General features: G+C 67.7%; 28 protein-coding genes and 7 pseudogenes. 18 read left to right on the top strand and 17 right to left on the bottom strand.

Annotation, left to right across the window (positions count from 1 at the left end; genetic code table 11):
- Positions 1 to 9: 9 nt before the first annotated feature.
- Positions 10 to 489 (bottom strand): ATP-binding protein, encoded by a 480-nt coding sequence (locus tag GQF42_RS01675; RefSeq protein WP_158917003.1) that lies wholly within the window; start codon positions 487 to 489, stop codon positions 10 to 12.
- Positions 490 to 648: 159 nt separating this feature from the next.
- On the opposite strand from GQF42_RS01675, the gene GQF42_RS01670 reads away from it, so the two are divergent.
- Complete coding sequence (locus GQF42_RS01670) at positions 649 to 1,026, top strand: STAS domain-containing protein (RefSeq protein ID WP_158917001.1); 378 nt, start codon at positions 649 to 651, stop codon at positions 1,024 to 1,026.
- Between the two features lie 275 nt (positions 1,027 to 1,301).
- On the opposite strand, the gene GQF42_RS01665 is transcribed toward GQF42_RS01670, so the two are convergent.
- Positions 1,302 to 1,472 carry a hydrophobic protein gene (locus GQF42_RS01665; RefSeq protein ID WP_067040255.1) on the bottom strand — a complete coding sequence of 57 codons (171 nt, stop codon included), beginning with the start codon at positions 1,470 to 1,472 and terminating at the stop codon, positions 1,302 to 1,304.
- 89 nt (positions 1,473 to 1,561) lie between these two features.
- Here GQF42_RS01665 and GQF42_RS01660 point away from each other — a divergent pair, with 89 nt between their 5' ends.
- Positions 1,562 to 2,413: a hypothetical protein gene (locus tag GQF42_RS01660; RefSeq protein WP_158916999.1), complete on the top strand. Its 852-nt coding sequence runs from the start codon at positions 1,562 to 1,564 to the stop codon at positions 2,411 to 2,413.
- 133 nt (positions 2,414 to 2,546) lie between these two features.
- Here the strand turns inward: GQF42_RS01660 and GQF42_RS01655 are convergent, their stop codons facing one another.
- Positions 2,547 to 2,909 (bottom strand): hypothetical protein, encoded by a 363-nt coding sequence (locus GQF42_RS01655; protein ID WP_158916997.1) that lies wholly within the window; start codon positions 2,907 to 2,909, stop codon positions 2,547 to 2,549.
- A 641-nt stretch (positions 2,910 to 3,550) separates the two neighbouring features.
- Here GQF42_RS01655 and GQF42_RS47125 point away from each other — a divergent pair.
- From GQF42_RS47125 to GQF42_RS01635, 4 genes are all read left to right on the top strand, one after another.
- Positions 3,551 to 3,754, top strand: a complete 204-nt coding sequence (locus tag GQF42_RS47125; protein ID WP_158916995.1) for a hypothetical protein — start codon at positions 3,551 to 3,553, stop codon at positions 3,752 to 3,754.
- Between the two features lie 27 nt (positions 3,755 to 3,781).
- Positions 3,782 to 4,921: a GDSL-type esterase/lipase family protein gene (locus GQF42_RS01645; protein ID WP_158929662.1), complete on the top strand. Its 1,140-nt coding sequence runs from the start codon at positions 3,782 to 3,784 to the stop codon at positions 4,919 to 4,921.
- A gap of 411 nt (positions 4,922 to 5,332) precedes the next feature.
- Complete coding sequence (gene tuf / locus GQF42_RS01640; RefSeq protein ID WP_158916993.1) at positions 5,333 to 6,526, top strand: elongation factor Tu; 1,194 nt, start codon at positions 5,333 to 5,335, stop codon at positions 6,524 to 6,526.
- 319 nt (positions 6,527 to 6,845) lie between these two features.
- Complete coding sequence (locus GQF42_RS01635; protein ID WP_158916991.1) at positions 6,846 to 7,664, top strand: hypothetical protein; 819 nt, start codon at positions 6,846 to 6,848, stop codon at positions 7,662 to 7,664.
- 29 nt (positions 7,665 to 7,693) lie between these two features.
- Here GQF42_RS01635 and GQF42_RS01630 read toward each other — a convergent pair.
- Positions 7,694 to 7,906, bottom strand: a pseudogene (locus GQF42_RS01630) (IS256 family transposase); the annotation flags it as partial.
- A 12-nt stretch (positions 7,907 to 7,918) separates the two neighbouring features.
- The gene (locus tag GQF42_RS01625) at positions 7,919 to 8,485 is read right to left on the bottom strand and encodes a transposase (protein ID WP_158916989.1); all 567 of its coding nucleotides are present in this window, start codon (positions 8,483 to 8,485) and stop codon (positions 7,919 to 7,921) included.
- Positions 8,486 to 8,574: 89 nt separating this feature from the next.
- Between GQF42_RS01625 and istA (GQF42_RS01620) the strand changes: the two genes are divergently transcribed.
- Positions 8,575 to 9,783, top strand: coding sequence for an IS21 family transposase (gene istA, locus GQF42_RS01620; RefSeq protein WP_456115194.1), 1,209 nt, complete (start codon positions 8,575 to 8,577; stop codon positions 9,781 to 9,783).
- Positions 9,780 to 10,145, top strand: a pseudogene (locus GQF42_RS01615) (ATP-binding protein); the annotation flags it as partial. The gene istA (GQF42_RS01620) and the pseudogene GQF42_RS01615, both read left to right, overlap by 4 nt.
- A 121-nt stretch (positions 10,146 to 10,266) precedes the next feature.
- On the opposite strand, the gene istB reads toward GQF42_RS01615, so the two are convergent.
- Entirely contained in the window at positions 10,267 to 11,040 is a 774-nt protein-coding gene (istB, locus tag GQF42_RS01610) for an IS21-like element helper ATPase IstB (RefSeq protein WP_158916748.1), read from the bottom strand.
- Positions 11,037 to 12,434, bottom strand: coding sequence for an IS21 family transposase (gene istA / locus GQF42_RS01605; RefSeq protein WP_456115212.1), 1,398 nt, complete (start codon positions 12,432 to 12,434; stop codon positions 11,037 to 11,039). The genes istB and istA (GQF42_RS01605) overlap by 4 nt, the downstream gene beginning before the upstream one ends.
- A 182-nt stretch (positions 12,435 to 12,616) precedes the next feature.
- Between istA (GQF42_RS01605) and GQF42_RS01600 the strand changes: the two are divergent.
- Positions 12,617 to 13,027: pseudogene (locus GQF42_RS01600) on the top strand (ATP-binding protein); the annotation flags it as partial.
- Here GQF42_RS01600 and GQF42_RS01595 read toward each other — a convergent pair.
- On the bottom strand, positions 12,992 to 13,711 hold the full coding sequence (locus GQF42_RS01595) for an IS5 family transposase (protein ID WP_407699475.1): 720 nt from the start codon (positions 13,709 to 13,711) through the stop codon (positions 12,992 to 12,994). The pseudogene GQF42_RS01600 and the gene GQF42_RS01595 sit on opposite strands and share 36 nt — an antisense overlap.
- Before the next feature lie 300 nt (positions 13,712 to 14,011).
- A complete protein-coding gene (locus GQF42_RS01590; RefSeq protein WP_158916987.1) occupies positions 14,012 to 14,872 on the bottom strand; it encodes an enoyl-CoA hydratase/isomerase family protein in 861 nt (286 codons plus the stop codon).
- A 154-nt stretch (positions 14,873 to 15,026) separates the two neighbouring features.
- Here GQF42_RS01590 and GQF42_RS01585 point away from each other — a divergent pair, with 154 nt between their 5' ends.
- The 4 genes and pseudogenes from GQF42_RS01585 to GQF42_RS01570 all read left to right on the top strand — a co-directional run.
- The gene (locus GQF42_RS01585) at positions 15,027 to 15,644 is read left to right on the top strand and encodes a TetR/AcrR family transcriptional regulator (protein ID WP_158916985.1); all 618 of its coding nucleotides are present in this window, start codon (positions 15,027 to 15,029) and stop codon (positions 15,642 to 15,644) included.
- 231 nt (positions 15,645 to 15,875) lie between these two features.
- Positions 15,876 to 16,580, top strand: a pseudogene (locus GQF42_RS01580) (IS256 family transposase); the annotation flags it as partial.
- Positions 16,581 to 16,789: 209 nt separating this feature from the next.
- Positions 16,790 to 17,101 (top strand): annotated as a pseudogene (locus GQF42_RS01575) (transposase); the annotation flags it as partial.
- Between the two features lie 21 nt (positions 17,102 to 17,122).
- Positions 17,123 to 17,356, top strand: a pseudogene (locus GQF42_RS01570) (IS256 family transposase); the annotation flags it as partial.
- Positions 17,357 to 17,388: 32 nt separating this feature from the next.
- Here GQF42_RS01570 and GQF42_RS01565 read toward each other — a convergent pair.
- Positions 17,389 to 18,057, bottom strand: a complete 669-nt coding sequence (locus GQF42_RS01565) for a TetR/AcrR family transcriptional regulator (protein ID WP_158916983.1) — start codon at positions 18,055 to 18,057, stop codon at positions 17,389 to 17,391.
- 82 nt (positions 18,058 to 18,139) lie between these two features.
- On the opposite strand from GQF42_RS01565, the gene GQF42_RS01560 reads away from it, so the two are divergent.
- Positions 18,140 to 19,060: an alpha/beta fold hydrolase gene (locus tag GQF42_RS01560; RefSeq protein WP_158916981.1), complete on the top strand. Its 921-nt coding sequence runs from the start codon at positions 18,140 to 18,142 to the stop codon at positions 19,058 to 19,060.
- Between the two features lie 173 nt (positions 19,061 to 19,233).
- Here the strand turns inward: GQF42_RS01560 and GQF42_RS01555 are convergent, their stop codons facing one another.
- The 6 genes and pseudogenes from GQF42_RS01555 to GQF42_RS01530 form a co-directional block, all read right to left on the bottom strand.
- The gene (locus GQF42_RS01555; RefSeq protein WP_158916979.1) at positions 19,234 to 19,485 is read right to left on the bottom strand and encodes a hypothetical protein; all 252 of its coding nucleotides are present in this window, start codon (positions 19,483 to 19,485) and stop codon (positions 19,234 to 19,236) included.
- Positions 19,486 to 19,571: 86 nt separating this feature from the next.
- Positions 19,572 to 19,838 carry a DUF4235 domain-containing protein gene (locus GQF42_RS01550; protein ID WP_158916977.1) on the bottom strand — a complete coding sequence of 89 codons (267 nt, stop codon included), beginning with the start codon at positions 19,836 to 19,838 and terminating at the stop codon, positions 19,572 to 19,574.
- A gap of 4 nt (positions 19,839 to 19,842) precedes the next feature.
- Complete coding sequence (locus GQF42_RS01545) at positions 19,843 to 20,322, bottom strand: DUF3618 domain-containing protein (RefSeq protein ID WP_158916975.1); 480 nt, start codon at positions 20,320 to 20,322, stop codon at positions 19,843 to 19,845.
- Positions 20,319 to 20,750, bottom strand: coding sequence for a phage holin family protein (locus GQF42_RS01540; protein ID WP_233273175.1), 432 nt, complete (start codon positions 20,748 to 20,750; stop codon positions 20,319 to 20,321). The genes GQF42_RS01545 and GQF42_RS01540 overlap by 4 nt, the downstream gene beginning before the upstream one ends.
- A gap of 659 nt (positions 20,751 to 21,409) precedes the next feature.
- Complete coding sequence (locus GQF42_RS01535; RefSeq protein WP_233273174.1) at positions 21,410 to 21,880, bottom strand: phosphatase PAP2 family protein; 471 nt, start codon at positions 21,878 to 21,880, stop codon at positions 21,410 to 21,412.
- A gap of 121 nt (positions 21,881 to 22,001) precedes the next feature.
- Positions 22,002 to 23,065, bottom strand: a pseudogene (locus tag GQF42_RS01530) (YihY/virulence factor BrkB family protein).
- 151 nt (positions 23,066 to 23,216) lie between these two features.
- On the opposite strand from GQF42_RS01530, the gene GQF42_RS01525 reads away from it, so the two are divergent.
- Positions 23,217 to 23,417: a hypothetical protein gene (locus GQF42_RS01525; RefSeq protein WP_158916973.1), complete on the top strand. Its 201-nt coding sequence runs from the start codon at positions 23,217 to 23,219 to the stop codon at positions 23,415 to 23,417.
- 325 nt (positions 23,418 to 23,742) lie between these two features.
- On the opposite strand, the gene GQF42_RS01520 is transcribed toward GQF42_RS01525, so the two are convergent.
- Complete coding sequence (locus GQF42_RS01520) at positions 23,743 to 24,075, bottom strand: ANTAR domain-containing protein (RefSeq protein ID WP_233273141.1); 333 nt, start codon at positions 24,073 to 24,075, stop codon at positions 23,743 to 23,745.
- Between the two features lie 171 nt (positions 24,076 to 24,246).
- Between GQF42_RS01520 and GQF42_RS01515 the strand changes: the two genes are divergently transcribed.
- The 3 genes from GQF42_RS01515 (at position 24,247) to GQF42_RS01505 (ending at position 26,050) form a co-directional block, all read left to right on the top strand.
- Entirely contained in the window at positions 24,247 to 24,507 is a 261-nt protein-coding gene (locus GQF42_RS01515; protein WP_233273140.1) for a DUF5133 domain-containing protein, read from the top strand.
- A 214-nt stretch (positions 24,508 to 24,721) separates the two neighbouring features.
- On the top strand, positions 24,722 to 25,582 hold the full coding sequence (locus GQF42_RS01510; RefSeq protein WP_158916971.1) for a SigB/SigF/SigG family RNA polymerase sigma factor: 861 nt from the start codon (positions 24,722 to 24,724) through the stop codon (positions 25,580 to 25,582).
- A 108-nt stretch (positions 25,583 to 25,690) separates the two neighbouring features.
- Complete coding sequence (locus tag GQF42_RS01505) at positions 25,691 to 26,050, top strand: STAS domain-containing protein (protein ID WP_158916969.1); 360 nt, start codon at positions 25,691 to 25,693, stop codon at positions 26,048 to 26,050.
- The last annotated feature ends 45 nt before the right edge of the window (positions 26,051 to 26,095 follow it).

Below are 26,095 nucleotides of genomic sequence, written 5' to 3'. Positions count from 1 at the left end.
CGGCTCTGCCTACAAGGGGCGGCGTCCGGTGACCGCCCCGCCTGGGTCATCCAGCAGGGCGATGCGGGCGGTGATGCGCTTGCCGACCGGTTCCCGCTGCAATTCGAAGCCCTGGCAGACGGCCATGACGATCTCCAGGCCGTGCTGCCCCACACGGCCGACGTCCGCAGCCTTGGCGATCGGCAGCACCGGGTCGGAGTCCCACACCACGACCTCGACCATGTCACCGGCGATCCGAAAATCCAGCAGCACCGGCCCCGGAGCGTACTTGTGGGCGTTGGTGACCAGTTCGCTGACCACCAGCTGGGTCAGATCCATAGCACGCTGAGAGACCGGCAGCCCGTGGTCAGCCTGCACGCGAGCGAGGAACTCAGCAGCCAGATGACGGGACCGGGCAATGACAGTGCTGTCACCGTCCAAGGCCACCGTGGTCTGAATGGCCTGCTCGCCCTGCGTGACGCCGCCCTCGTCCACGGGCACTGATTCCATCGCAGCCGCCTTCACTTCCCGTTCACACCACGCGCGTATACCCCCGTCAAGACAGGTAACGCCTACTGCCTCAGTGTGGGCTCCGTCTCGCCACGGCATCACCCGGCATATTCGGGGCAGCGATTCCCGCGAAGACCTGGCTGTGCCAGGATCACCGACATGGCTGAGGAAGAAGTGACGGACACCGAACAGGCGGTGCAGCCGGGCGAGCTGTCCATCCTGGCCACCGTCACCGACGGCATCCATGTACTGACCGTGGCCGGGGAAATCGACCACCAGACCGGTGACACGCTCCACCAGGCCCTGGACGTCTCCGACGCGGCCCAGCCCCGCGTCGTGGTGGACCTGGCGCGGGTGACCTTCCTGGACTCCAGCGGCATCAACGTCCTCATCATCGCCCACTGCGCCCTCACTGAGGCCGGCGGCTGGCTCCGCCTGGCCGCACCCGGCCCGTCCGTGCAGCGCATCCTGCAGCTCGTCGGCATCGACACTGTCATCGACTGCCACGAAACCCTTCAACAGGCACTCACCAACTGATTCCAGTCTTCGACGGTCGATCCAGCGCTGCTGTCCGGTGATCGAACGACTCGTAGCGGGCGCAGCGGCCCTGCAGCATAGGAGGCAGGGAGGGTTCCACTGCTGGTTCTGCGGGGCCGCTGCTTTGTTCACGTACCCTGCGGTGTACGTCCGATAGGCCCGATCTCTTCCGGCCACCTGAGTTGCCTGTCCTCACGCATGTGGGGGTCTGGCCGCGTCCGGCCAGACCCCACTTCTTTGCGCGCGGCATGCTCCTCGGGCTCAGGCGCCCTCGTCTACCAGCGGTACCAACGGCCCCTTCGGCCACCGCTGTCCGCGGAGCGGACGACGAAGCCCAGCAGCCACACAATGAGCACAACCACCGCGATCCACCACAGTGCCTTCAGCGCGAAACCCGCACCGAACAGGATCAGAGCCAGCAGAAGGACCAGAAGCAGGGGAACCATCGTTATCAACCTCCTGGCCACCGGATGCCCTTACTTCGACCCTGCAAGCACACAAATATGAGTTACTTCCGCCGAATGAAGGGCAGTGAATGAACCCTAACGCCGCAGGTGTCCTGAAACACGGCTGCGAGAGTGTGGTCGACCGTTTCGTGAGCGAATGGGTCGCACGCCTTCAGCTGCCGGACGAGGCACGCCTGGTGTCAGCCCCGGTGGCCGCCGACACAGCCCGCCACTACGACCAGGCCACCGCGGTCCGCGACCAGCAGATGGTGGCCCGTCGTCCCGACCTGTGCCTGTCTTTCGTCACCCACATGTCCGGTGGCGGCTTTTCTGATCAGTGGCTGGTGGGCTGGCCTGCGTTGATCAGTTGGCGTGCTGGTGTGGTCGGGGGGCGTGGGCGTTTCGGCGGGGCACGGGTGGGGGTGTGGGCCTCGCTGTGTGGGGTCTGGTCAGCGGCTTTGTCAGATGGCGGGCTGGGTGATCAGGTCGTGTCATTTGCGGTGACCGGTGATCAGGTTGAGTGGTTGTTGGTATGGGGCGCGGTCTTACGTCTGCTGGGTGGTGCGGCATGCGGGGCATGCTTTGGGGCTTCGGGGGCCGTATTCGCCGGTGTCGTCTCCTGCGTCGGGCAGCCGGGTGACGGCTCGGCGTTGCTGTTGTGGCTGCACTGCCGTGAGGACTTTTCCACGGCCCAGGCTCTGATCGCCCGGGCGCCTGAGTGCTGGGATAGTCGGCCTCTGCACGCCTTTACGCTGGCGTGCGCTGTGTCCCGGGGTCTGGTCGGCCTGCCGGACCGCCGCCGGGCCACCGGGGAAGCTCTTCGGGCCGCGGGTTTCACCATCCGGGGCCGGCGCCAGTACCTGCGGGCCGAGCTGCCCATCGCAGGCCTGCCCCACCTCGCCGGCGTCGAGATGGCCTCCGGGTCCCGGGCCTGTCACTGAGTCGACGCGGGCACGCCGAGTTGCCATCAGCAGGGCTGACGCGTGGCGGCCTGGCGAGGCTTCGTTCCTGGCAGGCGACACGGGGAGAGGTTGGCTCCTTGAGGGGAAGGGAAAGTCGCGCCGCCCCTCGCGCTCACTTGCCGGGATGCGAGAGGGCCAGCTGATCCTTGACCCAGGGGTCGAACGCGGCCAGCCGGTGGGCGGCCGAAGGGTAGAAGGCTGCCAGTTGGCCGGCGATCCAGGGATCCGCGGGCTGCCGGGGCGTGTCGTGGCGTTCGACGGCGGCCGTGGTGCTGGTCAGAACCGGGTAATGCTGTGCCGCCGCGGGAGTGGCCGCCATCGCCGAGCTGCCGGCGGCCAGGACAACACCTCCGGCGATCGCGGCACACACGCCTGCGTTCGCGATTCGTCGCGTCACCGTCATGCTCATCTCCTCCTTACTCAGCCCCCTCGTGCGATCGACGTGCGGCGCGGGCCGCACGACGATGCGGAACAATTCGTTCCGGTTGGCGCGTCTGCCCCCGCCCAGTCCTCTCATGCCTGTCCGCCGGTGGCGTGGTGGCAAAGAGAGCGTCGCGCTGGCCGGCCATCGGTCAGGCGGCACCTTTCTTATCCGTGGTGTGCATGGCTAGTGGATGTCGGGGAAGGCGACGCGGTCGTCGGCCCGAGGCAGGCCGGCAACGTGCAGCGATGGGGAGGCAGTCATCATGATGGCGACGACTGCGGCGAAGACGGACACGGACGCAGTCGGTCTGCCTCAGGTCGCAGATCCCTCCCAGGTGGCGCCGAATGGCTTCGTAGGTGGGAACGGAGAGCGATTGTTGATGTGGGCTGGCACCGCTTCGTGACCGATCTGTCCCGGAATGTCGATGAGAACTGGCAGCACCCCGGAAGCAGTCCCGGGGGTTTCCCGCTATCGCTGCGGGGTGGTGGTCCTCGGCGACGTGAAGCAGGACGGTCAATTGTGCGCAGTAGCCGCAGGCTCGTTTGGTCGCGTGGAAGGGTGAGCGCATGTGGTTGCGACTGCCGTTCGGGGACGAGTTACGGGCCGAGCTGGGATCGCCCAGGCGCTCTCGCAAACTGGGCAGCAGCCCTCGTTCGCGTGTGTGGCGCGTCGAGTTGCCAAAGGTAACGGCAGTGGTGAAGCAGATCGTCGACGGTCCTGATGCCGACGAGCGATACGCCCGCGAGGTGGCCGCCTTGCGGCTCGCCGCCCGAGCCGAAAATCCCGTGGTGCCCGCGTTATTGGCCATCGATCCCGGCGAGCGGGTTGAGCGTGTCGGTTTGTGTGCCAGGGTGGCGGTAGAGAACTCGCGGGTGCGTACTCGCATCCGGACCTGAGAACGTTGGGGAGTCGAGACGGTGGCGATGCGGGCATTCCCGCTGGTGGGCGGGCCGGTGGAGCTACGGGGTGCGCTGGACTTGGAGCGGACGCAGGCGGGGGTGATGCCTCGCCGGTTGCCCGCGTGGACCAAGGAGCAGTACCAGGACCCGTCGGTCTACGGGGTGACGGTGATGCCTTCAGGGGTACGGCTGGTGTTCCGTACCGATGCGCGTGAGCTTGAGTTCGAGGTACTCACGTCCACAGGACAGCTCGACACCGACCCCCGACCTCGCCCGACCGGGATGCTGGAACTGTTGGTGGACGGTGCCCCTGCCGGGCGTCGGCAAGCACCGATGGGCAATGTGGTGCGGATGGCGGGCCCCGGGACCGCGCAGCGACTGGTCCCGGGGAAGCCGGGGACCGTGCGGTTCGCCGGGCTGCCGATGGGCATGAAGAACGTCGAGCTGTGGCTGCCCCAGCAGACCCCCACGGAACTGGTGGCACTGCGTGCTGACGGCGAGGTGCTGGCACCGTTGCCGGACGGTCGGCGCCGCTGGGTGCACCACGGCAGTTCCATCAGCCACTGCCTCGAAGCCGACGGCCCGACCGGTACCTGGCCGGTGGTGGCGGCTTCGCTCGGGGGAGTGGAGGTGATCAACCTCAGCCAGGCTGGCAACGCCATGCTGGACCCCTATGTCGCCCGGACGATCCGCGACATGCCCGCCGACCTGATCAGCCTCAAGGTGGGCGTCAACATCGTGGGCCTGGCCGCCTTCCGGCTGCGGACGTTCGGCCCGGCGGTGCACGGATTCCTGGACACGATCCGGGACGGCCACCCGGACACCCCGCTGCTGCTGATGTCCCCGGTGAGCTGTCCGGCACTCGACACGACCCCCGGCCCGACCGCGACGGGCCCTGACGGGAAGATCACAGCCCTGGGCGACCCGGCCGATGTGGCCCGTGGGGCGTTGTCGCTGACGGTGGTCCGTGACGAACTGGCCCGAATCGTGGCGGCCCGGCGAGCACGCGATCCCCACCTGCACTATCTCGACGGACGCGAACTGCTCGGCCCGCACGAGGTGGATGACCTTGCCGACGGCCTGCACCCCACCGCCTCCGCTTACCGCCGGATGGGCAAACGCTTCGCCGCACACGCCTTCGCCGCCCACGGCCCGTTCCGCTGAGTGACCGGGGTTCCGCACCTGCATCAGGTGCGGAGCCCGATCGTAACGGCAGCCACGCTGTCCGCCCGCACGCTCAAATGGCCAACCAGACTGCTCAGTCACAGCCGGTGTGACTGAGCGCGCCAGTTGGCCACTGTGCACTTCGGTTGGCCGTTCGCGCGCCCGGTCAGGACATCGCGGCTTCGGTGATCCCCTTCCACATCACCTTGCAGGGTGGGTGTCGGGGCATCGGCGTACGCCCGCAGCGAGCAGCCTTATGATCACCAAGTGTGCGGGTGTGGTTACCAGCAGTCGTGGGCTATGGAGTGGTTCGGCGCTGAGCGGTACCGCACTCGTGCGCCAGCCCATCGGACAAAAGAGCCAGGCGAGTACGCAGCGGCGTACCGCCGCCCAGGCGTGAGGAGACGACACATGGCGAAGGCGAAGTTCGAGCGGACCAAGCCGCACGTGAACATCGGCACGATCGGTCACGTCGACCACGGCAAGACGACGCTGACGGCGGCGATCACGAAAGTGCTGCACGACAGGTTCCCGGACCTGAACCCGTACACGCCGTTCGAGGACATCGACAAGGCTCCTGAGGAGCGCCAGCGCGGCATCACCATCTCGATCGCACATGTGGAGTACCAGACCGATGCGCGCCACTACGCCCACGTCGACTGCCCGGGCCACGCGGACTACATCAAGAACATGATCACCGGGGCGGCGCAGATGGACGGCGCGATCCTGGTCGTCGCGGCGACCGACGGCCCGATGCCGCAGACGAAGGAGCACGTCCTGCTCGCCCGCCAGTCGGGGGTGCCGTACGTCGTGGTCGCGCTGAACAAGGCCGACATGGTGGACGACGAGGAGATCCTGGAACTCGTCGAGCTGGAGGTGCGCGAACTCCTCAACGAGTACGAATTCCCGGGCGACGACGCACCGGTCGTCAAGATCTCCGCCCTGAAGGCGCTGGAGGGCGACCCGACGTGGGTCAAGTCCGTCGAGGACCTGATGGACGCGGTCGACGAGAACATTCCGCAGCCCGAGCGCGACGTCGACAAGCCGTTCCTGATGCCCATCGAGGACGTCTTCACCATCACCGGCCGCGGCACGGTCGTCACCGGCCGCATCGAGCGCGGTGTCCTCAAGGTCAACGAGAACGTCGACATCATCGGCATCAAGCCGGAAAAGACGTCCACCACCGTCACCGGCATCGAGATGTTCCGCAAGCTGCTGGACGAGGGTCAGGCCGGCGAGAACGTCGGTCTGCTGCTGCGCGGCATCAAGCGTGAGGACGTCGAGCGCGGCCAGTGCATCATCAAGCCCGGCTCGGTCACCCCGCACACCGAGTTCGAGGCTACCGCGTACATCCTGTCCAAGGACGAGGGCGGACGGCACACGCCCTTCTTCAACAACTACCGCCCGCAGTTCTACTTCCGCACCACCGACGTCACCGGAGTCGTGACCCTCAAGGAGGGCACGGAGATGGTCATGCCGGGTGACAACGCCGAGATGTCGGTGTCACTCATCCAGCCCGTCGCGATGGAGGAGGGCCTGCGCTTCACCATCCGCGAAGGAGGCCGCACCGTCGGCGCCGGCCAGGTCACCAAGATCAGCAAATAGGCGGACCGCGCTCGCCTGTGGTCGCCCTGTCCTAGACCGGCAGGCGCGCGGGCACAAGACCCTCATCGGACTGTGCGCGCCAGCGGCCAACCGAAATGCACAGTGGCCAATTGGCGCGCACAGTCACAGCCGGTCAGGCCGGGCTGGGTGGTGCTGCTGATCGGGACGTCCACCTCGTAGTAGGGCAGGCTCATGACGTCCATCTCCCTTCGTGCTTCTCGTGGTTGAGGGGCCACCGCGACCGCCCCGGCCCCGACGGAGGCGGGAGTCATTGTCAAGAGTTGTGGATCAGGGAAGAGGGGGTGGGATCATTCGTGTCATGTGTTCCTGGGACTCTCTGACCATCACCGAGCAGACCCTGATGCGTTGGGCCATGGCACAGAATCCGTTGGCCGGGACAATTCAGGCCATCGGTATGGCTTTGCGCTGGGCAGGCGCTGAGGATGCCCCGCCTCCGCGCAGCTACTCCGAGACCGAGCAACGGGAACTGGTTCCGCGACTCGGCGCTGTAGTCCTGGGACTCACCGAGCGTGGCCTCGTCAGCGTCCGGGAGACTGAGGGCTGTGTTCCCGCCCCTTCCGCCCCCGCCGTGACTGGGGAGCAGCTGTGTGCCGTTCTCGCGGACCCGGTCAACTGGGTCTGGAAGCCCGATTCACCGTGCCGTTTCTATCTCGCCGCACCGGACGTCGTGCGTGAGCGGTGGGGCAATGATGCGTACCCGACGGCGGACGTCAGTGGTCTTCCCACCTGGGACGAGCTGAGCACCGCCCAGCGTGAAGTCCTGGTCTGTGCTGCTGAGGCCAGTGGCATGCTGACCGGTCCGTTCGGTATCTGGGAGGACCCGCCGAGCGATCTGAGTGGCACCGAGCGCCTCGATTGGGTCGACCGGCAACTCGCCCCGCTGGTCCCCTTTGTCCGCGCCGGCTGGATCGAGGTACAGCACCATCCTGACACCGACAGCGACGCCTTCACCGTGATCCCTCTCGGCGGCCTCTGCTCCGCCTTGGCTGACCCCATCGTCCGGTACGAAGGTGACGACTGGGGCGTCGGTATCGGTTGCACCTTCACCTATGCAGGACTGGCCATCTGGCGTAGCGGCTGGAGCCGTGCCTGGAGCAGCCGCCTCAACGTGCACTGACGGCCACCGAAAGGACGGGCCCGGGGCGGTCACGCTGCGACCGCCTGGGGACGCTCGACCAGTTGGCCGCGTTCGAAGCGGGCTCCTGCACGGACGAGAGCGACGAGATGGGGTGCGTTCACCGCCCGCCATCGCTGCTGGGCGGACTCGATGAGCTTGAAGACCATGGCCAGGGCGGCGGTGCGGGAGCCAGCCCCGCGGGTGACCTTGGTCCGCAGCCGGACGGTGGAGAACGTCGACTCGAAGCTCTCTTGTCAAGCTGCGCTGTATGCGGGCGGTTGGGCGGGGCGATGCTCAGCGTCTCTCCACATGTGTCGGATGATCACGTTGGCGAGTTGACGTTTGTGAGCTCGGCGCGCGGACCGTTTGGGCATGTTCTCGCCGATCTTTCTGGACATGAAGGCGCGAGCGGGCTCGTGGCAGCGGACCTGGGTGACGTGCACGATGTGCAGCACAGAGTTGACCTTGCGGTTGCCACCGACGTCGAGCCGGTGGCGGCGGGCTCGGCCGTGGCCCTCGCCGGACGAGACCGCCAGCGGGGCGGCACCGCACCAGCGGGCGAATTGGCCCTCGGTGCGGAACCGGCACGGGTCTCCGACCTCGACCAACAACTCCATTGCGGTGACCGCGCCGATGCCGCAGATCTCGGCCAGCGTGCACCCCAACGTGGCCAGCAGAGCGGGAACCTTCTTGTCGAGGTCTTTGATCCGCCGCGTCAGCCGACGGATGTCGTGAAGGGCGTCGACCAGCCGGTCGATGTGTATCAGCGTCGCAGAAGCCACCTCGGGCTGTTGCCGGGCGATGGTCTCCAGCGCCTCCAACTGCGGAAGCACACGGCTGGTCGCCGGAAGCTCTGCCCGGATGCTCACGGGCAGTGCGACCAGGACGGCCTCGGCCTCATTCAGCTGGGTTGATCGACGCGATGCTGCGGGCAGAGATCCTCATCAAGGGCGCCGTGGTGCACGAGCGTCTGGTGAAGGAGTACGGCTCGACGATCAACTATCAGCGGATCAAGCTCTATCTGCAGGAGGCCCGGCCGCGGATCGCGGGTGAACTGGGCATCGAACCGCGGGAGTTGGCGGGTATGCATCGCCGCTTCGAGGTGGTCCCCGGGGCCCAGGCTCAGGTCGACTGGGGCGATGAAGGCAAGATCCTCGCCCACCTGGGCATCCCGAAGGTCTACTCGTTCCATATGGTTTTGTCGTACTCGCGCGACCCGTTCTGCTGCTTCACCACGAGCCAGGACCTGCAGACCTTCTTCGACTGCCACCGGCGGGCATTTGCGCACTTCGGCGGGGTGCCGATGTCGATCGTCTACGACCGGACCAAGACCGTCGTGCGCCGGCACGTCGCCCCGGGCGAGGCGGTGCCGCTGCATCCGGAAGCGGTCGGCTTCGCCGGCCACTACGACTTCGACATCGACGTGCTGGCCGCCTACCGGCCCACCGGGAAGGGCCGGGTCGAACGCCAGGTGTTGATCGTGCGTGATCACGTGCTGGCCGGGCGGGCGTTCTCCTCGCTCGAGGAGCTGGATGCCGCCTTCATGGCGTGGGTGCCGCAGCGACGCGCCCGCACCCACGCCACCCACCACGAGGTCATCGGACACCGGGCCGCCCGGGATCACGCCGCCCTCAAGCCGTTGCCACCCTCGCCCTATCTGGTGGCCGAGCGGCATCTGCGGCCGGTCGGCAAGGACTGCCTGGTCGCGTTCGGCGGAAACCTCTACTCGGTGCCCGCCCGCAAGGTTCGCCCGCGTCAGCTGGTGGAGATCAGAGCGACGAAGTCCCAGGTCATGGTGCACACGACCGTCCCCGATGCCGGCGGCGAGACCCTGCTGTCCAGCCATCCGCGGGCGGTCGGCCGTGGCGTGGTTGTCAGGCAGGACGAGCACTGGGACGGCCTGCCGACCGGCAGGAACCGCCGCACCACGACGGGCGACGAGCCGCCACCACCGCGGAGCGAGTCCTCCGCGTCCGGTCGCATCGGGCCGTTGCAGGCCCTGCTGAGCCGGTCCGCCGCAACCCAGATCGAGGTAGAGAGGCGACCGCTATCGGTCTACGACGAACTGACCGGCACCCGGCCCTTCACCACCAACTTCCCGACGAAGGAGTCGTCTTGAGCGAGCTGACCGGCAACCGCATCCGCACCACGGCCGGCAAGCTCGGCCTGCCCCACCTGGCAGAGACCATCAACGAGTACACCCGCCGGGCCGACGAGGCGAAGATGGGCTACCTCGACTTCCTCGACCTGGTCCTGTCCGAGGAACTGGCCGTCCGCGACGACCGACGCTTCCGCCAGGGCCTGCGGCTGTCGAAGCTGCCGCACCACAAGACGCTGGACGAGTACGACTTCTCCTTCCAGCCCGAGCTCGACCCGCGCAAGGTCAAAGATCTCGCCAGCCTCTCCTTCGTCGACGGCAAAGCGAACGCAGCGCTGCTGGGGCCGCCCGGAGTGGGCAAGACGCATATCGCCGTCGCTCTTGTCGGTGTACGAGCTCATGTGCAGAGCGAAGTACACCCTCACGTGCAGAGTGACGTACGAAGTTGTGGCCGGGGCGAGGGCGTCAGCCCTCGCCCCGGCCGTGTGGGGTGAAGCGGCAGGTTCAGGCGGTCGCTGCGTCGCCGCCGTCGATGGCGAACAGCTTGTTCTTCAGCCGGTAGCTGTTGCCGTTGATGGAGACGACCTCGCAGTGGTGCAGGAGACGGTCGAGGATGGCGGTGGCGAGGACCTCGTCTCCGAACACCTGTCCCCACTCTCCGAAGGTCTTGTTCGAGGTGAGGATGATCGAGCCCTTCTCGTATCGCTTCGAGATCAGCTGGAAGACGAGGTTGGCCTCGTCCCGGTCGAGTGGGAGATAGCCCACCTCGTCGACCACGAGAACGTCGGGCCGCTGATACTGCCGCATCCTGGCGGGCAGCCGGCCGATCCGGTCGGCCTCTTTGAGCTGCCGGACCATGTCGTCGAGGCTGGTGAAGTAGATGGTGAACCCGGCCCGGCAAGCCGCGACGGCCAGCCCCACCGCGATGTGGGTCTTTCCGACCCCGGGCGGTCCCAGCAGGGCGACGTTGGTCCTGGTTTCGACGAAGGCCAAGGTGGCCAGGTCGCGGATCTTGCGGGGGTCGAGTTCCGGCTGGAACGAGAAGTCGTAGTCCTCAAGCGTCTTGTGGTGCGGCAGCCGGGACAGCCGCAGGCCGGTGTGGAAGCGGCGGTCGTCCCGGACGGCCAGTTCTTCGGACAGGGCCAGGTCGAGGAAGTCGAGGTAGCCCATCTTGCCGGCGTCCGCGCGCTGGATCAGGTGGTCGAGACTGGCCGCCGTGTGGGGCAGGCCGAGCTTGGCGGCGGTGGATCGCAGTCGGGCGGTGACCAGTTCGCTCACGCGGTGTCCTTCGAGTCCGAAACGATGCGGGGACGGGGCTTGGGACCGGTGCCGGCGATGTCGTCGTAGAACGACAACGGACGTTTGCCGACAGGAACTTGGGCAGCTGGTGACTGTTTGATCAGTTCTTGGAGTGGGCTGTCCGACGCGGTCGCCGTCCCGGACCGGCGAGCCGGTTCGGTGACGTGTGTGGTGGTGCGGCGGCCGGATCCGTCGGGCAGGCCGTTCCAGTGGGCGTCGTCGACGACCCAGGCGCCGCGGGTGTGCGACCGGGGATGAACGGCCAGCAGGGTCGCCCCTGTCAGGTCCGGGGCCAGCAGGTGCAGGGAGATGCTGTCGCCGCCGGCACGGACCTCGACCAGCTGTCGGGGGCGGACGCGACGGGCGGGCACCGAGTAGAGGCTGGCCTCGAACGCGACCAGGCAGTCCTTGCCGACGTGCCGCAGGTGTCGGTCGGTGACCAGGTAAGGCCGGGACGGAAGCGGTCGCAGGGCGGCATGGTCGCGTTCGGCCCGCAGACCGATCACTTCATGGTGCGTGCGATGGGTTCGGGCCCGCCGCAGCGGCACCCAGTCGACGAAGGCGGCATCCATCTGCACCACCGAGTCGAACGACCGGCCCGCCAGCACGTGATCACGGACGATGGTCACCTGCCGCTCGACCCGGCCCTTTCCGGTGGGCCGATAGGCGGCCAGCACATCGATGTCGAAGTTGTAGTGCCCGGCGAACGCGACGGCTTCCGGATGCAGCGGGACCGCTTCGCCTGGGGCGACGTGTCGGCGCACGACGGTCTTGGTCCGGTCGTAGACGATCACCTTGGGGACCCCTCCGAAGTGGGCAAATGCCCGACGGTGGCAGTCCCAGAACGTCGCCAGGTCCATCGACGTGGTGAAGCAGCAAAACGGGTCCCGTGAGTAGGACAGGACCATGTGGAAGGAGTACACCTTCTTGATCCCGACGTGCGTGAGGACGCCGCCCTCGTCGCCCCAGTCGACCTGGGCCTGGGCGCCGGGGATCACCTCGAACCGGCGGTGCAGGCCATCGAGTTCGTCCGGGCCGATGCCCAGCTCGGCCATCACCTGCGGCCGAGCCTGCTGCAGATAGATCTTCACTCGCTGGTAGTTGCCGGTGAACCCATACTGGGCGACGAGCCGTTCGTGGATCACCGTGCCCTTCAGCGTGATGTCGGCCCGCAGCCAGGCGTCGATGACCGGTTTGAACGGCTCGATCACCTGCGGATTGCAGCCCTTGCGGGGCGGCCCTTTCGGCGGCACCACCGGCGGTGGCGCCTCGACATACTTCTTGACAGTCCGCCAGTTCAGCCCGGTCTCCCGGGCGATGGCGGAGATGCTCATCCCTGCTTCATGCAGGGCGCGAAACCGGCGCAGATCCATCCAACGCTCCGAGTGCAGGATCATCGAGACGGGACACCCTTCGCCTCCTCTCACCTCGCGCGATGGCTGTCCCGCACCCGAAGGCCCTACTCACGACACGCGTACGACACGCCCAAGATCAACCCGATCGAGTGTGTACGTGAGCTCGTACCTACCTCTGCACATCAACATGTACGCGGACAGCTCTCGCTGTCGCGGCCTGCCGGGCCGGCTACTCGATCTACTTCACCAGCCTCGACGACATGGTCCGCAACCTGAAGGCCGCCGAGTCGGCCGGACGGCTGGTCAACAAACTCGGCACCTACCTGCGGCCGAGCGTCCTTGTGGTCGATGAGGTGGGCTACCAGCCCCTCGAACGAGCCGAGGCGAACCTGGTCTTCCAGGTCATCTCCAAGCGTTACGAGAAGGGCTCCATCATCCTGACCTCAAACAAGACCTTCAGCGAGTGGGGACAGGTCTTCGGTGACGAGGTCCTCGCCACCGCGATCCTCGACCGCCTCCTCCACCACTGCGAAGTGATCGCCATCAATGGCCCGAGCTACCGGCTCAAGAACCGCCTACAGGCCATCGAGCGAGAGACCGACGTGGCCTGACAACTGGGGACGTTCAAACGTACCGGCCCGGCCCGAAGGGAGAGTACGCCGACACTCGCCTTTGTGCGCGATGCGGCCGCGCAGGCCGCGGTCGTCGAGCATCGTGCGGGTCTTGTTCGAGTCGTAGCCGGCGTCCAGGTGGACGGTGACCTCGTCGGGCAACGGACCCAGGTCGTTCAGGCGGTCCAGGGTCGGGGCGAGCAGCGGGGAGTCATGGCAGTTGGCGCCGGCCAGAACACGACCCAGTGGAATGCCGTATCCGTCCGTCATGCCCGAGCGTTTCAGGCCCTGTTTGCCGCGGTCGACCGGGGAACGCCCGGCCACCTCACCGCCTCCTGGAGCTTTGGTTATGGAGCCGTCTACGGCGATCTGGTCGAGGACGAGACCGACAATCCGGTCGTAGGCGTCGAGCGCGATCTGCTTGAGTCGGGCGAAGACGCCCAGTCGTGTCCATTCGTCGCGGCGGCTGCGGATCGTGGTGGCCGTGCAGGTTGTGTCGGCGATCGCCTCGTAAGAACAGCCGAAGCGCAGCAGTTGCAGCATCTTGTCGAAGATGATCCGGTCGCTGATACGTCGGCGGTGGCAGCCAAGTGGATGGTCCGGGTGGTATTCCGGCCGCTCGGGCAGCAGGACCGCGAATTGGTCCCAGAGCGGCTCGGTCAGCCATGCCGGAAGCGCAGGCACGGGTCTCCTCGGTGATCACGGAGCGTCAGCAACTCCATGATCAACGGGACCTGTGCCCGCTCGGCTACCTACCCTTCCCAACCGCGCCTATCCGCGCGGCCGAACAGCGTTGTCAAGCTTACGGCTACTTGCGCCATCCACTCCCCTGCCCGCCGTTTCCGGCGCTTCAGCCGGTCGTGTTCCCGACAGGCCCGGCGAACCAGGGTGGTCGACCTGACCACTCGACAACGCGCCTGCCGGCAATGGCTGAGGAACTCTTCCCACGGAGCCTCTGCGCACGGATGGCGAGAGCTTGGGCACTCAGATGCTGTTGGCGATGCGCTCGTGGTCCCGTTCGCCCTCGCGGGTCTGGATACCAGCGGCGAGCAGCTTGTGGGCGAGCTCGGTGACCTCATCGCCGAACGCCGCGAACAGGCCCTCGTTCTCAACGGCATACGCCGCATGAGGGACCGGAGGCGCGACCGCGTCGACCGCAGCCTTCGTGATGGAGATCACCTCCGGCCGGAGGCCGGCGATCCGTCGGGCGAGGGTGTCGACGAAGGAATCGAGTTCTGCGGCGGGCAGGGCACGGTTGATCAGGCCATACCGTTCCGCGAGCTCCGCGCCCACGAGCTCGGCGCCGAGGATGAGCTCCAGCGCGCGGGCCCTTCCTGCCAGGCGCGTCATGTTCACCGTGCCGCCGCCTCCAGGGAGGATCCCCATCAAGGACTCCGGCTGCCCCTGCCCCGACTTGCCGATCGCCGCGAATCGCATGTCCAGGTACATGAAGAACTCGTTGCCCGCGCCGCGCGCGAAGCCCGCCAGCTTGCCGATGGTGACCTGCGGCAGCGAGCGGACCTCCTCGCTCATCGCCTGGAGGATGTTCAGGCCCTCGGGAATGGTCGAGTTCGGTGCGGCCGCGATCGCAGCGCGAGTGGCTGCAGGCAGCGCGTCAGGGTCGGTGAGGTAGGCCATGTCACCGTGCGCGACGAAGAACTCCGGGTCAGCGCTCTCGAAGACGATGACGCGGATGTCGGCGTCGTCCCGCACGCGCGCGACGAATGCCCGGAGTGACGGCAGGAGGACCCCGTCCATCAGATTGAGCGGCGGGTGATCGATTGTCACCGTCGCGACCCCGTCCGAGACGTCGATGGTCAGGGCGGGAAGGTCTTCGTAGCTCATGAGGTGGCTCCATGTCGCGGTAAGAGACGGCCCGTGACCGGGCCGCCGCCTGGGGGCAGTGTCGCGAAGCTCGGCATCGCGCCTGACACTGAGTATCAGACTAGAAACCTGTATCCGAAGAAGCAAACGAGTGTGTCGGAGTACACTCGTCCCCATGAGCGCAGCGCCAGTCGGTACCCGTGAGATCAGCCGCCACGCGGTGCGAGCAGAGCTGGCCCGCGTCGCGTTCAACCGGTTCTGCCTCACCGGCTTCAACCAGGTCACCTTCGCCGACCTCTCCGAAGCCGCTGGAGTGTCGCGGAGCACCTTCCTGCGCTACTTCGGCACCAAGGAAGACGTGGTCCTGTTCGTTTTCGACCCTGTCGGTGACGTCATCACGGACGCGCTCGATGCCGAGCGGGCCGACCAGGACGACTGGAGCATGCTGCGCAACGCCCTGGAGTCAGCCGTGAGGTTCCTTGTGCGCGACGTCCAGGAACTCGTGACGATCCTCGGTCTCATCGAGCAGACCCCGGCCCTGTGCGCACGCCTCCGCGAGAAGCAGGCTGAATGGCGACCAGAGATCGTCGCCCGACTGCAGAAGACAACCTCCTCGGCCGACGGGTCGTCGGTCGTCGCCAACGTTCGCGTAGCGGCGGCGCTCGAAATCTTGTGGATCGTCCTCGGGCAATGGAGTGCGAGCGACGGCCAAGAGGACCTCGGCAACCTGCTGGACGCTGCGTTCGCCGCCTTCTCGACCCCGGCACGCCAGCAGACGGACGCTCCGTTGTAAAGGGCCGAGGCGGCGGCTTCCTCGGCGGTGCCGAAGCGGCCGAAAGGAGTGATCGCCCCGGCGGCGGTGATCGCGTCGTCGGAGTCCAGCCCCGGCCGCGAGTCCAGGAGTGGGGTGTCGATCCGGCCGAAGCGGACGGTGTCCACGCCCAGCCGTGCGGGGCCGCCGAGGCCCCCACAGCACCTATCTGCGCGACCTCTTAGAGGGAAGTCCGCTTTTGTTACGAGTCCTAAGTCGCCGAAGGTATCCGAGGTCCTGCCGCTGCTCTACCTGCACGGACTGTCCTCCGGGGACTTCGCGCCCGCACTGGAGCAGTTCCTCGGATCGGCGGCCGGGCTGTCGCCGGCGACGGTGACCCGGCTGACGAAGCAGTGGCAGGACGGCCATGCCGCGTTCCGGGAACGTGACCTCGCGGACCGCGACTTCGTCTATGTGTGGGCCGACGGCGTGCACCCCAAGATCCGGCTGGGGCAGGCGCACAGCTGCGTGCTGGTGCTGCTCGGGGTGCGGCTCGACGGCACCAAGGAGCTGATCGCGCTCGTGGAGGGACTGCGGGAGAGCACGGAGTCGTGGGCCGACCTGCTGCGCGACTGCCGCCGCCGCGGCATGCGCGACCCCGAACTCGTTATTGGCGATGGCGCGATGGGCCTGTGGAAGGCCCTGGCTGAGGTCTTGCCGACCGCTCGCCATCAAAGGTGCTGGGTCCACAAGGCCCGGAATGTCGCGAACTGTTTTCCGAAGTCCGCGCAGCCTGGCGCGACGAAGGCGATACAGGAAATCTACAACGCCGAGGACCGCGCGCACGCCGAGAGGGCGATCGAAGCTTTCACGAAGACCTACGGCGCGAAGTGGCCCAAGGCCGTCGTGAAGATCGCCGACGACGCCGAGGAACTGCTGGCCTTCTACGACTTCCCAGCCGAGCACTGGATCCACCTAATCCCTTGCTAAGGGCGTTCCGAGGAAGCGGTACTTCCTCGGAACGTTTGAGTGTCGGATCGCGACATCTAGTGGCTGCCGGGCGGGTGACGCCTCACTTTAGACAGTGTGCGCGGTCTCGGTGCTTGTGGTGGTGGCGGTCACGTGGGTGCCGGGCGGATGCCTTGGATCCACTCGGCCGGGAGGCCCCTTCGCAGAGTGGCGGCGTCCGGTGCCTCAAGGCATACGCAGGCTCTTCGCCCGTCACCAGGGCCTCGGGCAAGAAGTCGTCCATCACCCGGAGGTGGGTGAAGAACGACAGACTCAACCACGCGGGTTATCTGTGGGCCTTCGCTTCCCTGCGGGCCTCCGCCGGCGCCCACGCCCACTACCGGCGACGGCGCGAGCACGGAGACTGGCACGCCGCAGCCCAGCGCAACCTCTTCAACCGCATGATCGGCCAGCTCTACCACTGCCTCCAGCACCGCAAGCTGTTCCACGAGACCAGCGCGTTCCCCACCGAACTCACCACTGCCAGTTGACTCGTTGGCATCGTGAGGTGTCTGCGGACCACCAACCCCATCGAGTCCACGTTCTCCACCGTCAAGCTCCGCACCAAGGTCACCCGCGGCGCCGGCAGCCCGGCCGCGGCCCTAGCGATGGTCTTCAAGCTCGTCGAGTCCGCACAGGAACGATGGCGCGCGATCACCGGTGCCCACCTCGTCCTGCTGGTCCGCTCCGGCGCCAGGTTCAAGAACGGCGTCCTGGTCGAACGCGAGGTGGCCGCTGCTGCCTGATCACGCCGCCAGGTGCATGGTCAGCTGCACTGTCAGCCCAGCACGCCGGTCAGGGCGCGGACGAGTACGGCATCGAACCGGTCGCGGGGGTCGTCGGGCGGGAAAGCGGCGAGCAAGGCGGTGATGCGGGGGTGGCTTCGCGCGGCGGCAATGTGGTGGAGGTAGGCGGATTGGCGGGGGTCGCTGGTTTCCGCGGCAGCCATCTCGTTCTGGACGAACAGCGCGGTCAGGCCGCTGAGGAGGGCGAATGCCTCGAGTTTGCGCGCGGGGCCGGCCGGGTGGTCGGCGAGCACCTCGAGCACGTGCTCCAGCAGGTCGATCCCGTGGGGGCCGAGCGTGGGGCGGCCCATGACCATGGTTGGCAACCATGGGTGACGGCGCATGATCTGCCGAGCTTGGCGGGCGATGGCGAGCAGGTCGGCCTGCCAGTCGCCGCTGGGTGCGGTCAGGCTGTATTCGCTCGCGGTGCTGTCGGTCATCAGGTCGAGCAGGTCGTCGCGGGTGGCCACGTAGCGGTAGAGCGAAGCGGCGCCGGTGCCCAGGACAGATGCGACGCGGCGCATCGAGACGGCCTCCATGCCCTCGCGGTCGGCCAGTTCCACCGCAGCAGCGGTGATCTCGGCGCGGCTGCGCTCGGCCGGGCGTCCGACCGGCGCTTGCTCCGGCCGCATCCAGATCACCGGCCCCTGCTGTCCTGTCACTGCAACCTCCCGTATTGTCGCAAGCCTACCTATCGCATACAGTGTTCGCGAACATCGTATGCGAATGGGAGGGGTGCGTGCGATGACGCGCTTCGCGCACAACGGCGAGATCCAGATCGCCTTCGAAGACCTGGGCGGCGCGGGCGGCGACCCGCTGCTGCTCGTCATGGGACTAGGAACCACACGGTTCTGGTGGCCAAACGGCCTGGTGGCCGAACTGGTCGGCCGCGGCTTCCACGTCGTGGCCTACGACCAGCGCGACGCAGGCGAATCCACCCACCTGCCCAACCGGCGCGTCGGCCCGCCGATCAAGGCCCTGCTGCAACGCGAAGTTCCGGCCTACAGCGTCGAGGACTTCACCGACGACGCGGTCGCCGTCCTCGATGCCCTCGGCTGGGAAGGCGCCCACCTCTTCGGCCACTCGATGGGTGGGCTCATCGCCCAGCGCATCGCGATCCGCCACCCGCAGCGCGTCCTGAGCCTGGCCACCTCCTCGGCCGTCCCCAGCGACGCGAAAGGCCTGAGCATCCTGCGCTACCTACGCCTGGCATGCCTGCCCCGATTCGCCCGGCTTCACTACCCTGAGACTCCTCAGGGCAACTTGGACCTGGCCGTGGCCATCGCCCGCATCCTGGCCACGCCCGGCCAACACATCGACGAGCATGATGTGCGCGAGTTCGTAGACAAGGAGGCGGTGCACCAGGTCGCCAGCTTCCGCGACTCGAAGGCGCAGAGCCGCCAGATCGGCGCGAAATGGCAGGGCGGACCACTCGCCCAGATCACCGCACCGACCTTGGTACTGCACGGCGAGCGCGACCCGCTTCTGCGAGTATCGTCCGCGCGTGACGTCGCCGCCGCGATCCCCGGCGCACGCCTGCACCTTGTGCCCGGCGTCGGTCACTTCCTCACCCGTGATGTCTGGGCCACCTACGCCGACGAACTGCGGGCGCTCGCCAACCAGGCCGACGAGCAACCGCAGATCAACGGGGTCAAACACGCGTAGCCGGAGACCGCTGCCCGACGCACTCCGTCGGCATCAACTGGAACCGAACTACCCCGCCCCGTCGAGGAGATCCGAGGACACTCGACCCACAACTCTTGACAATTGCTCACGTGGCCACAGCCGGTGGCGCGATGGGCCATCGAAGCACGGCGTCGCGCATCGCGCAGAGTGGGTCATTCGGGTGGGTCGGTTTGAGCCTGCAACTGCTGCCAGCAGCGGTGGACGTGCTGTTCGGCCTCCCGCACGTCAGCGACGTCGTCTGCTGTTTCGGCAGCCACTTCATTCGTGGTGTGGCGGCGGGGCGGATGGACCGTGCGTGCGGCGCGACCTCTGCCGCTGTGGCGCAGAGCCGCTGCCCTGGCGATCAAGATCATAACGATGGCTGCTGCGGCTGTCAGCGTGGTGGCCGCGTTCTGATCGGACATCTGGCGGGGGGCTTTCGTTGGGGTGAAGTGGGGAGGGGGCCAGCGCGTGGTCCTTTTCTACCGGCCCCCTTCTCCCTGTGGGCTGCTCAGCCCGGCCAGGTGCCGGTCAGGCGGCGGGTGGCGGCTGCGCCGGCCCGGCCCACGGCTGCCTTGACGCCTGCGAAGATTGCGCCTTGCAGCGTAGCGGCGAGCAGAACCTCGCTCCAGCCGCGGTCCTCGTCGGTGGCATCGGGCGCGTCCTCGTCGTGGCCGAGCACCTTCCACGCCTGTTTGAACAGGCCGCTGGCGACCATGCCGCTGAGAGCGCCCAGGGCGAGACCGACCGGCTTGTAGGCGATCTTCGACGCTTTCATGGGCTTATCCCTTCCGGCGCCGGCACACCAGCCAGACGGCGACGGCCGCACCAGCGGCGGCCAGCAGCAGACGGTTGCCGCGAGCCGCCTGGGCAGCCTGGGAGGTCTTGGCCCGCACCGGCTCGGGCGCCTTCTCCTGCCACAGCTGACCTGCCTCGGCTGCCTTCGCACGGACCTGCCCGGCAGCTTGGGTGGCCTTGTCCTTGACCGGCTCCGGCAGTTTGTCCTGCACCTGAGCCGCGGCCTCGGCCGCCTTGTCCTTCAGCTGCCCGGCTTGGAGCGCGGCCTGTTCCTTCAGCTGCCCGGCCTTGGCGGTGGCCTGATCCTTGACCTCGGCGGCCTTCTCCTGGGCGCGGGCCTTGACGTCGGTCTTGGCTGCGAGCGCCTCCACCGTCTGACCGAGCCCTTCGCGGGTCTGTTCGACCTGCTCGCGCAGCTCCTCGGTGTTCTCGGCGGTCGGCTCGTCGTGAGGCGGCTGTGTCATCGGTGCGCACTCTCCTTGATCTCGGCCACGTCGGCCTTCACGTTCTCGACCGTCTGCTCGGGTGTGGGCGGGGCAGCCTGGTCGACTTGCTTCTTTCCGTTTATGGCCATCACTGCGGCGATCACACCCAGCACCGCCGTGACGATCAGCGCCGCCGCCCATACCGGCAGCGGCAGCGCCAGCGCTGCGATCACGGTGGCTACCAGTGCCTGCAGCATCAGGAAGCCGACGATGCCGGCGCCGCCGAACAGTCCGCTGCCCTTGCCGTAGCGCTTGCTCTTCTGTTTCATCTCCGCCTGTGCCAGGCGGAGTTCACCGCGAACCAGCTCGGTCAGCTGCTGCGAGGCGCGCTGTACCAGTTCTCCCACCGGCTCGGCCGCCGACGTCTGCTGGCCTGGGCCGTGGTGCGGCTGCGTACCGAACGACATGACGATCAGCTCCCTGTACTGGTTTCTTCCGCCAGGACGGACGCTGCGGCGCCCCTGGTGACCGCGCGAGTACCCCGAAGGGGCCAGTTCAGGACACCGATGTGGGGATTGCTGGTTCGTGCGGCTCACCGCTTCGTCGGCCAGCCGTTCCCCTCAGGACGTGCCTGGGCAGTGACGAGAGCGCGGTGGATGTGAGCAGATGCCCCCGGGCGGGAGAGGTCTCGCCCGAGGGCTTCTGCTCACTCGCTCCAACTGAGAGCGCTTGGAGTTGACGGACTTACTGCGACATGCCCAGGATCGTCGCACCGGTAGGCGCCGCCACGGTCACGGGCACGCTTATGGCTACCGCCTGCTCCCGCAGCGCTCACTTGGGGCAGGCGCACGGCCTGCGCGGTGCGGCCGGGGGTGGCGAGCACGCGATGCCACTGCCCAACTGGCCGCAGCGCGCAGACCACGGGGAAGTGCTGGTGGACCTTTTGCCCCAGCAGGGTGCGCTTCCCACGGCAGGATCACCATCGCCACGAGATCCTCACACGATCGCGGTCATCTTGCCGCTGCCTGGCCAGCGCGGCTACGGCAGCCGCCACCGCAACGCCAGCCGGAGGCTGTGACGAACGAGTCAGGCGGCGGACAGACCGATCACGGCGCCGGCGACGACATCACTGGGGTAGTGCGCACCGCTCTGCACGCACTCGATCGCCACCGCCGGCCGGAACGGCACACGCGACGCCCGCCACAGGCCATCCGGGCCAGACAGCCGCGGTGAACGCGGCGGCGGCCGCGGTGTGCCCGGAAGGAAACGACGAGGAGCCGGGACGGTCCTCCACCTCGTCGTGCGGGATCCACTCCTTCGGCGGCCGCGAGCGGTCCGCCAGATGCTTACACAGACCGCCTGAGACCACCTGCGCCACCGCCACCGCGGCCAGGCCGGTGGCCGAGGTGCGCCGTCCGCGCCAGCCCCCGGCCCAGGCCATCACCGCCGCCGCGCCGCACCACAGCTTGGTGCTCTGTGCGCAATCCTCCACCGCCGACAGGGTCCGCTGCACACCCGGTCCATTGCAGGCGGCAATCTTCTGGGTCAAACGCCGATCCGTCTCACGCAACCCCGCCAGCAGCCTTATGAACTGCAAGTATCCCTGAGCCCGCCCCACCGTCCCCCATTGATCACCGCGAGGCTGGAGGCGGGTGCGGCCGCAAAAGCCCCGGTGCCCGACGCCAGCATGCAGTCCTGTACTCACCGCGGCCTGCCGGTCAGACGTCGTCCAGGCGGCGCACGTCCTCCTCGTCCCACGTTCGGGTGTCGCGCGGCTGGGTGTAGGGCTTGGCCCCGGGCGGGTGCCCGTCGGCCACTGCCCGCTGACGCACAGTCTCGGCGTCGAACTCCAGGCCCAGCAGGACGGCCAGGTTGGTGATCCACAGCCAGGCGAGGAAGACGATGACCCCGGCCATCGTGCCGTAGGTCTTGTTGTAGGAAGCGAAGTTGGCGACGTAGAATGCAAAGCCCCCGGAGGCGGCCATCCACATCACAAGCGCCAGGAAACTGCCCGGTGTCACCCAGCGAAAGCCCTTGACCTTCGCGTTCGGGCTCGCCCAGTACAGGATCGCGATCGTCAGCGTGACCAGCAGGACCAGCACAGGCCACTTCGCGACAGACCACAGCGTCAGCGCCGTCTGTCTGATCCCGAGCGACTGCCCCGCCCTGCTCGCCAGCGAGCCGGTGAAGACCACGATCAGGGTGCTGGCCACGGCGAGCACCATCAAAACGACCGTGACGCCGAGGCGCACCGGCAGGATCTTCCACACCGGACGGCCCTCCGGCATGTCGTAAACGGCGTTCGCGGCCCGGATGAAGGCGGCCACGTACCCGGACGCCGACCACACCGCCAGCACGATGCCCACAGCGCCATCACCGATCCGGCGCCGGCGCTCCCCTGCAACTGCTCCACGGCTCGGGTGATGATGTCCCGAGCCGAGCCGGGAGCCAGCTGTTCGAGGTTGGCCAGCACCTTGTCGGTGGTGGATTCTCCGGTGATCCCCAGCAAGGAGACCAGCACGAGCAGGGCTGGGAACAGCGACAGCATCCCGTAGTAGGTCAGCGCCGCCGCCCGGTCGGTCAGCTCGTCGTCCTTGAACTCCTTCAGGCTCCCCTTCAGGACCGCGCCCCAGGCCCGTTTCGGCAACTTCGTCGGCGCGTCCGGTGCCGCGTGCTCCACCTGCGGGTCCGGCCCAGCCTCCTGGGGTGACGGCGTCCGGGATGCTGGACCGCGGAGATCGCTGTGATCTTCTTTTCGTCCTGGAAGATGCGGCTTCGCCATACCGGGCGGGTAGCCGCCAGGCGCGGGCTCAAAGCTAGGGGGACGCCGCCTTCTCGCACCAACCTTCACGCCACCTTCACATCGCCTCGTGGAGGCGCTCTGCGAGGCGGGCACCCGCGCGGTATCGCCATCGAGGAAGGGACGCGACGCTGTGATCGTCATAGCGGTACTGCTTCTACCGGCGCTGGGGCTGTTGTTGCTGGTCATGGACCGGTTCGAGGATTGGCTGCCCGTCACGTCCTTCAGCCCGCGGCACGCGCGTGTGCGCCGCCATCTGAGGCTGATCCCCGGCGAAGCGAGCAACTCCCCCTCTCAGTCGGCGGACGGGGCGGCCGAGCACGAGGCCGCATGAGGGAATCGGGAAAACAGACATGGACGGCGCTGAGGCGGGTCGCAGTGCCCCATGCCGCTGCGGGGTGGGTCATGAAGCATGGCATGCGACGAGGACCGCGGATGGGTGCGGACGGCCGTCGCCGGGTTGCACATCCGTGCGGACGGTGGGACCGGGTGCTGCAGGGTGCCGGACTCGAGTGCGGCGACGAGCTGGATGCGGCCGACTGTGATGTCATCGAGTGGCATGGCGGCGGCCCGGAAATCTGGGTGAGCCGGTGAGGCCTGGCCGTGTTTCGAAGCTCGCCGCCCCAACAGGCCGCCGTGGAACTCGGTCCAGGACCCGTTCATTCCTGGGGCGTCCCGGGGATTTCTGTCGGGCCGTGGCGGTCGAGGGCGTCTTCCAGTTCGGCCCGGATGTCTGCGGGCATCTGCCCCATGCGGCCCCAGATGAGGATCAGGTCCGCGACGTTGCGCAGTTTTATGTTCGTGTGCTGGGAGACCTCCTTCAGCACCTCCCACACCTGGTCCGGCGAGACCCGGCCCAGGACGACGACCATGCCGATCGCCTGGTCCGCGACCTGGTGCGAGGTGACCGCTTCCTTGAGCTGGTCGACCTCTTCCTCCAGCTCGAAGATGCGGTCTGCCTCCTCGCCGGACGGATCGGAATCCTGTGCCACCGGGCCATTCTCACCCTCAGCACAGCCGTGCACCATGGGACAGGCTGTTACCTACCGGACTGCCGTCATGCGTTCCCGGCCCCTGTATGGACGGGGTGCCCGGGTTTCGTGCGAGTCCGGGGTGCGGCGGTGACGGAGGCCTGCGACCGTGGGAGCAAGGAGGCAGATCCGGTGCGGGCCGGGACAGAGGCGGTCACCGTGGTGATGGCGGATCCGTCGCTCCTGCGGGAGCTGGTCGAGCGGTACGAAAGCCTCAGGCGGAGCCTGGCACAGGGCGGCGGTAGCGCGGAGACCGCCCGCAAGCTCGGGGATGCGACGTACACGCTGTGCGTCGTCACCGGCACTCGTCAACTGGACGCAGCGCTGTTCGTGGCCCGACGGCAGCTGGCCGACTCCCTGGCACGGCGGCAGCCTCTTCACCCGTCAGGATGAAGAGGCCGCGTTTGCCTGCCGGATCGAAGGGCAGGCGGGCTTTCGTGCTTCGGACCGGAGGCGCATGCCAGCAAAGGAAGGTCGAGGGCCGGCACTGACCGGCAGCCTCGGTGGCTCCTCTGCGGCAGACCCTGACAGCCACTGTTCGGGTCGGCCCCTGAAACGAACGCCGTCTTCGGGACCGCCCTGAAAACCCGTTCAGGAGCGAATCCGTATGCTGACCGACACGTCGACGCCCCGCCCCGCTACGCCCGGAAGCGGGCCTGCCGCCACCGCCTCACCCACCAGCCGACGCAGCCACGACGACGCCCCTGACACCGCCGATCTGTTCACCCTGCTCGTGGAAGTGGACGACGGCCCGGAGCGGGACGCGGTGCGCGGCGAACTCGTCGCCGCCTGGCTGCCCATGGCCCACCGGATCGCCGGACGCTTCCGTGACCGAGGGGAGTCCGTGGAGGACCTGCGTCAGGTGGCCGCCCTCGGGCTGGTGAAGGCCGTGGACCGGTTCGACCCGTCCCGAGGGGCTTTCGAGAGCTACGCCGTGCCGACCATCACCGGTGAGATAAGGCGGCACTTCCGCGACCGGATGTGGGCCCTGCGGGTCCCCCGCAGGGTGCAGGAACTACGCAACCGAGTGCGCATCTCTCGCCGGGAACTCGCCCAGCAGCCGGGCGTCACCGAGCCCACCGTCGCTGCCATCGCCGCGCACGCCGGCCTCACCGAGGAGGAGGTGAATGCGGGCCTGGAAGCGATGGAGAGCTTCAGCACCCTGTCGCTGGATGCCGAACTGTCCGCCGGTGACGAGGCCTACAGCCTCGCCGACACCCTCGGCGCCCCCGACGCCTCGTACGACCTCGTGGTGGACCGAGAGGCAGCCAAGGCCGGACTGCGCCGACTGCCCGAACGGGAGCGGGCCATCCTCTACATGCGCTTCTTCGAGGACGCGACGCAGAGCCGGATCGCCGACCGGTTCGGCATCTCCCAGATGCACGTCTCCCGCCTCATCAGCCGCAGCTGCGCCCGCATCCGCGCCGAAGCCCTGACGGAGAGGTCCGTCGATCGCCTCGCGGCATGACACCAACTGCCACCGGAGCAGCCTGCGGTTCTCGGGCGGATTGTCTGGACATCGTCTCACCGCGGGCGTTCCCTGAAACCACGCGAGCATCAGCAGAGAGAAGCCGCTGTGCTCAAGCCGTTGCGCATCACGGTCCACGCCCCCGGGCCCGACCACTGCGTGGTGACCGTAGTCGGCGAACTGGACGTAGTCACCGCCGCAGAGCTGCGCGCTGCTCTGCAGCAAGCCGTCACGACCTACCCGCGCACGGTCGTCGACCTGGCGGGTGTTGCGTTCTGCGACTGCACCGGCCTCAGCGCCCTTCTGGCCGCGAGCCGCCGCGCCAGGGAGCGCGGCGCTGTGCTGTGGCTCCGCTCGGTGCCGTATGCCGTGGCCCGCCTCCTGCGACTGACGCACACCCGTAACGCCTTCACCATCGAGAGCAGGCACTGCTGCCCGGCAAGAGCACCTCAGCCGACACGCTGGTAGGGCCGACACAGCGGTCCGGCTGCCACCCTCAAAGCGTGGTCTCAA

The organism is Streptomyces broussonetiae (assembly GCF_009796285.1).
GTDB lineage: Bacteria > Actinomycetota > Actinomycetes > Streptomycetales > Streptomycetaceae > Streptomyces > Streptomyces broussonetiae.
This window is presented reverse-complemented; position numbering and strand designations above follow the sequence as displayed.

Excerpts from the sequence above, each read along its gene's own strand:
- GQF42_RS01675 (WP_158917003.1), bottom strand. The coding sequence starts at position 489 with ATGGAATCAGTGCCCGTGGACGAGGGCGGCGTCACGCAGGGCGAGCAG.
- GQF42_RS01670 (WP_158917001.1), top strand. The coding sequence starts at position 649 with ATGGCTGAGGAAGAAGTGACGGACACCGAACAGGCGGTGCAGCCGGGC.
- GQF42_RS01665 (WP_067040255.1), bottom strand. The coding sequence starts at position 1,472 with ATGGTTCCCCTGCTTCTGGTCCTTCTGCTGGCTCTGATCCTGTTCGGT.
- GQF42_RS01660 (WP_158916999.1), top strand. The coding sequence starts at position 1,562 with ATGAACCCTAACGCCGCAGGTGTCCTGAAACACGGCTGCGAGAGTGTG.
- GQF42_RS01645 (WP_158929662.1), top strand. The coding sequence starts at position 3,782 with ATGCGGGCATTCCCGCTGGTGGGCGGGCCGGTGGAGCTACGGGGTGCG.
- tuf (WP_158916993.1), top strand. The coding sequence starts at position 5,333 with ATGGCGAAGGCGAAGTTCGAGCGGACCAAGCCGCACGTGAACATCGGC.
- GQF42_RS01635 (WP_158916991.1), top strand. The coding sequence starts at position 6,846 with ATGTGTTCCTGGGACTCTCTGACCATCACCGAGCAGACCCTGATGCGT.
- istA (WP_456115212.1), bottom strand. The coding sequence starts at position 12,434 with ATGGATCTGCGCCGGTTTCGCGCCCTGCATGAAGCAGGGATGAGCATC.
- GQF42_RS01590 (WP_158916987.1), bottom strand. The coding sequence starts at position 14,872 with ATGAGCTACGAAGACCTTCCCGCCCTGACCATCGACGTCTCGGACGGG.
- GQF42_RS01585 (WP_158916985.1), top strand. The coding sequence starts at position 15,027 with ATGAGCGCAGCGCCAGTCGGTACCCGTGAGATCAGCCGCCACGCGGTG.
- GQF42_RS01560 (WP_158916981.1), top strand. The coding sequence starts at position 18,140 with ATGACGCGCTTCGCGCACAACGGCGAGATCCAGATCGCCTTCGAAGAC.
- GQF42_RS01555 (WP_158916979.1), bottom strand. The coding sequence starts at position 19,485 with ATGTCCGATCAGAACGCGGCCACCACGCTGACAGCCGCAGCAGCCATC.
- GQF42_RS01550 (WP_158916977.1), bottom strand. The coding sequence starts at position 19,838 with ATGAAAGCGTCGAAGATCGCCTACAAGCCGGTCGGTCTCGCCCTGGGC.
- GQF42_RS01545 (WP_158916975.1), bottom strand. The coding sequence starts at position 20,322 with ATGACACAGCCGCCTCACGACGAGCCGACCGCCGAGAACACCGAGGAG.
- GQF42_RS01540 (WP_233273175.1), bottom strand. The coding sequence starts at position 20,750 with ATGTCGTTCGGTACGCAGCCGCACCACGGCCCAGGCCAGCAGACGTCG.
- GQF42_RS01510 (WP_158916971.1), top strand. The coding sequence starts at position 24,722 with ATGCTGACCGACACGTCGACGCCCCGCCCCGCTACGCCCGGAAGCGGG.